Source organism: Dysgonomonas sp. 521, assembly GCF_010501055.1.
Lineage (GTDB): Bacteria > Bacteroidota > Bacteroidia > Bacteroidales > Dysgonomonadaceae > Dysgonomonas.
Genome location: NZ_QVMO01000130.1, coordinates 1 through 6993, shown reverse-complemented (window position 1 = coordinate 6993; position 6993 = coordinate 1). Strand labels below are relative to the sequence as shown.

Sequence of the window (6993 nt, the reverse complement as noted above, 5' to 3'; positions counted from 1 at the left end):
AGGGTGATTTTGCGTGCCCTCCTCTCATGGATAACCTGTAGGTACAGGCTACCGGGATAGTTTCCGGCTCTCTCCGAGGGTCGGTAATGTAAATTGATACTTGTCATTCTTTTCTTCCTTTTTGATTTTCCTTAGTTGTTTCACTTAGAACAAAGGAAAGAAGAAAAGAGTTGAAAAGGGAGGATTTTTGGGGGAAGAAAAAGAGCCTGTTTGAAATTTACGGGTAAATTTCAAACAGGCTTCGGGGCATTTCGGGATATTGGGCTATTCTTTGATTAAGTGGCTCAGGTTCTTATCACCTTTGATACGCAAAATCTCGTCCGCAACAATTCGTTTGGCATCCTCTTTTATCCGGTTATAATTCTCCTGTATCCGCTCCTTCATCCTATCCACTCCATTCTCATCCCTGAAATCTGTAATAATGGGAATAGGCTTGTAAGCCTTTGTTTCAGCCGCCACCTTTGCATTATCCACTACTATTTCGGCATGGAAAATCTTCTGCTCGATGCGTTCATCGAAATTATCGGATACCGCTCCCACAAACATACCCTGTGTCAGGTTGGATATCTTGCTGGCGGGTATCAGGCTGTCCAGTTGTGTACTGATAGAGGTCGATTTATCCTGCCGGTTGATAGTCATAGACTGACGTTTCTGCAATACTTTTCCGAAGCGGTCGGACAGGGTTTTGGCCGATTCGCCGACTACCTGCCCCGAGAAGATATTACCGACAGTGTTCATTACCACGGCGGACTCTTTATCACCGTAGTCGCGCTTCAATTGCGAAAAGTCCTGAAAGCCCAGAAGTACGGCAACCTTGTTGCTGCGGGCAGTAGCTATCAGGTTATCCAGGCCTTTAAAATAAATCGTCGGCAATTCGTCAATTACGACGCTGCTCTTTAACTGGTTCTTCTTGTTAATCAGCTTTACGATACGGGAGTTGTACAATCCCAGCGCCGCACCATATATATTCTGGCGGTCGGGATTGTTTCCCACACATAAGATTTTAGGTTCTTCGGGGTTGTTGATATCCAGCGTAAACTCATCGCCCGACATCACCCAATAGAGTTGCGGGCTTATCATTCTGGATAAGGGAATTTTAGCACTTGCTATTTGACCCATCAACTGCTCGCTTGCACCACCGAGCCAGGCATCCATAAAGGGACTCAGGTAGTTTTCGAGTTCCGGATAAGAGGTCAGGATAGGGAAAATATCTTCGTATCGTTTGTTCAGGAATTCGATGGCATGAGGGAAGGTACAATACTTTCCATCCTGATAAATGCGTAAGTACCATATAATAGCGGCAAAAAGGATAATCGGAGATTCCACGAAGAAATCGCCCTGCTTTTGCACCCAGGTTTTGTTCAAATTTAACATAATCGTATACGCACTTTCATATGCGTCCGAGATGTCTTCCATGAAAGAAGGGTTAATTGGATTGCATCGGTGCGAACGGGAAGGGTCATCAAAGTTAATCACATAAAACCCGGGGACTTTTTCATAACCTGATTGGTTGTTTTCCAGGTGGTTATATGCAATAGTCGAGAGGTCGGGATACTTGAAGTCGTAAACGTATGCCGAAAAACCTTTCTCTATCTGCTGTTTGATATAGGAATTGACCACGGCGTAAGACTTACCCGAACCGGGAGTACCCAGCACAATGGTTGCCCGAAAGGGGTTGACGACGTTTATCCAGCCTATGTTCCATTTCTTCTTATAGTAGAATCGTGTCGGCAGGTTGACTGAATACTCATTCTCCATCAGGCGTGTTTCCTGCATAAAGGATTCATTCTCCAGATTAAAGACATCATCCAACAGGTTATTCTTTAACAGCCTGCTCATCCAGAGGCCTGCCATCAACAGCAGGATATACCCGATAGCCATTGTAAAAATATAGATAGCTGTATTGGCAACCAATGGCAGCGGCAAAGCCAGTATCCACCAGTTGAGAAAAAAGAAGATAGAGCCGAAGAATAAGAACTGGCATATCTTATTCCATGTGATTCTTTCTTCTTTTACTCCCTTTGTTCCCAAACAGGACAACGCCAGAAATACCACAGCGAACAGTTTTGTCCACAGGATATTGGAGAATAGCCCGGCTGTATTCTGAAAGTTGAGAAGTATCTTATTTACCACCCCGATATTAACACCTGCTTCCCATATCGACTGGTAACAGAACCAATAGATATGGATTACCACAAATAATATACTGACGGCCCGCATGAACTCCATGACTTTGGCCAATCCTCTTAAATCGTCTTCTTGTTGCATAACTTATAGAATTAATAATTAATAATTAAAAATACCATCTCTCCGTCCTTTCCTAAAGAGCAAAAGAGGGGTGTACAGAGAGCCTCCCTCTTTGGGGGAGGTTGGAGGGAGTGCTTATATGCCCCTGCTTTTTCTTTTCTTACGTTTCATCCGGTTGGTGAAAGCAATCTCTTCGTAATTATCACCATGTTGTTCCATTGAGAATATTCCTGCAAGGGCTTCGGCAGTGGATTCCTGTTCAGGAGAATAATCATAACTGTTGGCGTCAAAAGATTTATCCATGCCGGAATTCTTTTCTTCCTGCCTGTTGTTCCTGGTGAATAACTCATGGAAGGTATTGGCTGAAAACTCTTTACCCAGACGCGAGCCATTAAAGACGGCTTTCTCTCTGTGGTCGATAAAGGTTACTCCATAGATACGCCCTTCATTGTTCCGGCGGAACAATACAGAAATACCGTTCTTGGACAGATCTTCCTCAAAAGCCTTCCGGTTTGGTTTATCAGCCATAAGAGATGAAATTGTTTTCCGGCTCCTGTTATATATAGCCTTATCCTTCATCGCCTGTTTGGAAGAATCAATCTTTTTCTGTAAGGCATCGTATCCTACACTCCTGCCAATCAGCGAGGCTTTGAACGGGTTGCCCACTTTTTCTCCTTTCTTATCCAATGCCGAATAGACCAGTCCGTTGTAGGCTTTGCCCCTGACTTCGCCTCTAACTTCTTCCACCGTCACATTATATATAGTAAGGAGTGCCCGGTATTCGGTCAGGCTTTGGAAGCGATATTCATCCATCAGGCTCTTGGCAATGTGACAAACCTGCTTTTTGACATCGCCCGTTTTTATATCCACAGGCTTTAATAGCAAGCCATGTGTATTTTTTTGCTTTTCTGCGGGAATCAGGTTGTATTTCTTTTCCAGTTCCTTGCGTATTTTCTCAGACCGCCTCTTTTCGTATGAATCGTCGATTTTCTTACCTGTTTCATCTACACGAACAGATACGATATGCAGGTGGTGGCGGTCGATATCTTCGTGCTTGTAGACTAAATACGGTTGTTTGCCATATCCCAGCTTGTCCATATACTCCTGCGCAATAGCCGATAGCTGTTCATCCGTTAATTTATCATCGGGATGGGGATTCAGCGAGATATGGATGACCGGATTGAGGGTCTTATTATTGGCCATCAGGTAGGGTTCGAAAGAACGCATACACAGTGGTATGTTATACGAACCGTCTACCGTGCGTATCATATTCCGGCTGTAAAGGACATCAGCTACGCCTTCATCCACCTTCTTCTGGTTATAGGATAAGGCTCCGAAAAGCGACTTACCCGGGTTGATTTTGGCTATCATTTTGCAAATATTTACGCTCAAAGTCATGTGTCAATTCAATGATTTTTCGATTCAATCCTGCCAGTTGGATAGTCGCCTGTTCCAGTTTATAGAGGAAAGCCAGTGCTTTTTTCTCCCCGAAATTAGAGTGTAAAAGCTTAATCAACTGGTTGTAATTATGCCCGATGGCGCGGAACTGGTCGAAGAAAGTGGTCAGGCGCATATAATAATCATGCAGGCCTTTGTCTATCCTGACCACTTTCACAGGATTGGAAAAGATGCAGGAGGTGATAAACTGAGCCATATTCTTGGCTTCTGACTGATGAAAAAGAGAGGAAAAACGGATTTCATCCGCATCGTTCAGGTAAAATACATGCCGGTTCTTTGCCGGGTCGGCAAGGGGGAGGCGTCCGCCCCTGCGCTTTCTTAAATCATTCTTCTGTTTCATCTGGATAACGAGCTTTTGGTTTAATATGTTAAAAATAGGGTTGGCTACGAGATGCCGGGCATCTCACAAATTTCATTTAACCTCGGAGTTAAAGGAGTCACACGGAGTTTTTCCTTTGACGATCCAAAACTCAGCCTGCCATAACGGCCGGGCCTTTTCATTAATACTTATATTTCAGAAAAATCTTACAACTCCGGCGTAAGATTCCCCCGGCTTCCAATGAGCGGGGCAAGATGGTTTTAAGGCACTTAAAACGTTTTGAGTGTACTCAAAACACATCTTGCCATGCACCAATGTGCATAAAAATCCGCTTCTTCGGGCGGATTGGATACCAGTTGTAAGGGGATAACTTACAGTCTGTGGATTCGGGGGATTATTCCGGTGGACAAAGTTAGAGGGTCGGTTATTAAGATACTAATAACCAGGGGTGGACAATCGACGCCAAATGCTGCCAAAGACGAGGATTTGGGATTTTAGGATATCTAAATAAGTTGATTGTCCGGCGCATTATTTTATTAGCTGGTGGGTTTTGTCGTTGGTTCGTTTATTGGTTGGCTTTTCAATTTGCCAGCCAGTTAGTTAGCCAGTTGATTAATTATTGAGCCTGCTGACTGTCCCGTTAGTTTTCCGGCTGCTTTGTTTATTTGCCAATTGGTTAGTTCCCTGATTAGTTTTTTAACCTGCCTGCCGGATAACTCTGTCGTTAGCCGGCTTTCTATCTAAACAGCCAATCAGCGGGGCGGATTATCCTTATTTTCTTTTTGCATATTTTTCAACAAGGCCATTGTTGGCCGCCATAACTATAATTCCCACAAACAGGAGAATCATTTGCTTATTTTTCCTCACCAATAAACTTCACCCTACCAAACCAGCGCCAAACACTGCCAGTCCCTTTGAATTATAATCATTTATGGAAAATAATATTTTCATTTGCACAAATCCAATAGCAAACCGGTTGGCTATCCGGCTTATTAGTTGATTAAAAAACCAGCTAACTGATTTGCCGGCTAACCAATTAATTAATCATTTTAAATTTTAACAACAATGGAAAAAGAAACATTATTTGTAGCATTCTCCACCCAGAAGGGTGGTGCCGGAAAAACGGCCTTAACGGTATTAACATCCAGCTATATGCATTATGTATTAGGGAAATCAATCGCTATTGTCGATTGTGATTATCCGCAATATAGTATTATGGAAATGAGAAAACGGGATAAAGACCTGGTAATGATGGATGACTATTTCAAACTTCTGGCATATAATCAATTCAGAGGATTGGAAAAGAAAGCCTATCCGGTGGTAATGAGTGACCCTGTCAATGCTATCGATACGGCAAACAAAGTAATAAAGGATAGTCCTGTAAAATTCGACATCATATTCTTTGATTTACCGGGGACAATGAATAGCAAAGGCGTTGTCCAAACCCTTAGCTCTATGGACTATATCTTTGCTCCCATCAGCGCCGACCGCCTGGTATTGGAAAGCACGCTGACTTTTGCCAGTTCTATCAATGAAAACCTGATGTCTGTTAACAAATCCAATATCAAGGGCTTATTTCTGCTATGGAATATGGTGGATGGCCGGGAGAAAACAGATTTATACGGCGTATATGAAAAAGTTATCAACGAGCTGGGGTTGCCTTTGCTGAAAACATTTATTCCCGATACCAAACGTTTCCGCAAAGAAATAAACGGAGTACAGAAACAGGTTTTCCGGTCTACATTATTCCCGCCGGATAAACAGCTGGTAAAAGGGAGTAATATAGATATGCTTGTTGACGAAATCTGCCAAATCCTAAAAGTATAATCATGGCGAAGAAAAACGAAAGAGAGATCGATGAGGATTTTATTATTGCATCAATGAATACAATAGCGCCTGTTATTCCTCCTTCAAATGATGATAATAAAAGAGACGGGATTACAGAACCGGAAAAACAGGTTGTTTCTATAAAAAAGGAAGACTCCCGGAAAAAGAAAAATAAGGAAGATTACGAATCTCTTTTCATCCGGGAAACACCTATTACGGGAAGAAAGGAAAAAACGACTTACCTGCGGAGTAAATTCTATAGGAAAATACAAAACATCCTTCTCTATTATGATAATCCGAACCTGTCGGTATTCGGATATATAGATACTGTACTGGCTCACCATTTCGAGATGTATGAGCAGGATATAAAAGAGATACTCAAGCAAAGAGTAGATGAATAACATGAATACATTATCATATATGATACAACTGATAGTCGTTATCGCCTCCATCCTGCTGGGTATGCTCCTGTATCCAATCCTGTTGAAAAAATGGAGACGTTTTGTAACGTGGTTATACTGGAGTTCGACCGGAGAAAGAGAAGAAGAACCGGAAAAAGGAGTACTTACAGAGACAGAAAAGCCCTCTGTTATTGGTAAAAGTAAATTTAACCTGCGCCAATCGACGCCAAATGCTGCCACGAATCAGCAAACTGAAAAAGCGATTGAAAAAGAATTTACATTTGTCCCCGAAACGGGCGAAACTCCTGAAATGCCGGATATGGATGTGCCACTGGAAAAAGTTGAGTTCCTCCCCGAAGAAGAGTTCGATGCCGGGCAAGAAGAGATCGGACTTGAAACCGGGAATGATGCCGTTCAGGCCAGCGGGGCCAGTTACGAAGAGTTATTCAAAGCCCACCGGGTCATCGAAGACCGGACTGCCACCCGCGGGGAAGAAAAAGATGCCGGAGGGGTCATCTACGGACAAAAAGGCACGAATATCTTCGAACAGGTGGCGGCAAGCGGTGAAGAAACGGCGTTGCGTATCTCCGGCCTGATAGATATTTATCTCAAAGAGCTTGCCGGGGCAGATACGGAGGGAGATTCCGCCGCAAATTACAGTAAACAAATGGAACCTCAGGATTTTAAAGAGTTTGATATTAACAGCATTTTCTGAAATCAGTTAACAGGCAACAGTTAGCA

At 43.0% G+C, this 6993-nt stretch carries 6 protein-coding genes; 3 read left to right on the top strand and 3 right to left on the bottom strand.

The features are described from left to right. Positions 1 to 264: 264 nt before the first annotated feature. The 3 genes from mobC to mobA all read right to left on the bottom strand — a co-directional run bounded on the left by mobC (position 265) and on the right by mobA (position 4045). Positions 265 to 2268, bottom strand: a complete 2004-nt coding sequence (mobC, locus tag D0T84_RS20590) for a conjugal transfer protein MobC (RefSeq protein ID WP_163309729.1) — start codon at positions 2266 to 2268, stop codon at positions 265 to 267. A 114-nt stretch (positions 2269 to 2382) separates the two neighbouring features. Beyond that, on the bottom strand, positions 2383 to 3618 hold the full coding sequence (mobB, locus tag D0T84_RS20585) for a conjugal transfer protein MobB (RefSeq protein WP_163309728.1): 1236 nt from the start codon (positions 3616 to 3618) through the stop codon (positions 2383 to 2385). Then, a complete protein-coding gene (mobA, locus tag D0T84_RS20580) occupies positions 3593 to 4045 on the bottom strand; it encodes a conjugal transfer protein MobA (protein WP_163309727.1) in 453 nt (150 codons plus the stop codon). The genes mobB and mobA overlap by 26 nt, the downstream gene beginning before the upstream one ends. Before the next feature lie 1044 nt (positions 4046 to 5089). Here mobA and D0T84_RS20575 point away from each other — a divergent pair. Genes D0T84_RS20575 through D0T84_RS20565 form a run of 3 tightly spaced genes read left to right on the top strand, consistent with a single transcriptional unit; the run spans position 5090 to position 6967 of the window. Next, positions 5090 to 5851, top strand: a complete 762-nt coding sequence (locus D0T84_RS20575; protein ID WP_163309726.1) for a ParA family protein — start codon at positions 5090 to 5092, stop codon at positions 5849 to 5851. A 2-nt stretch (positions 5852 to 5853) separates the two neighbouring features. Next, positions 5854 to 6252, top strand: coding sequence for a DUF3408 domain-containing protein (locus D0T84_RS20570; RefSeq protein ID WP_163309725.1), 399 nt, complete (start codon positions 5854 to 5856; stop codon positions 6250 to 6252). A 1-nt stretch (position 6253) separates the two neighbouring features. Next, complete coding sequence (locus tag D0T84_RS20565) at positions 6254 to 6967, top strand: hypothetical protein (RefSeq protein ID WP_163309724.1); 714 nt, start codon at positions 6254 to 6256, stop codon at positions 6965 to 6967. The last annotated feature ends 26 nt before the right edge of the window (positions 6968 to 6993 follow it).

Bases quoted from the DNA above. Each gene is read 5' to 3' on its own strand.
- mobC (WP_163309729.1), bottom strand. From the start codon at position 2,268: ATGCAACAAGAAGACGATTTAAGAGGATTGGCCAAAGTCATGGAGTTC.
- mobB (WP_163309728.1), bottom strand. From the start codon at position 3,618: ATGATAGCCAAAATCAACCCGGGTAAGTCGCTTTTCGGAGCCTTATCC.
- mobA (WP_163309727.1), bottom strand. From the start codon at position 4,045: ATGAAACAGAAGAATGATTTAAGAAAGCGCAGGGGCGGACGCCTCCCC.
- D0T84_RS20575 (WP_163309726.1), top strand. From the start codon at position 5,090: ATGGAAAAAGAAACATTATTTGTAGCATTCTCCACCCAGAAGGGTGGT.
- D0T84_RS20570 (WP_163309725.1), top strand. From the start codon at position 5,854: ATGGCGAAGAAAAACGAAAGAGAGATCGATGAGGATTTTATTATTGCA.
- D0T84_RS20565 (WP_163309724.1), top strand. From the start codon at position 6,254: ATGAATACATTATCATATATGATACAACTGATAGTCGTTATCGCCTCC.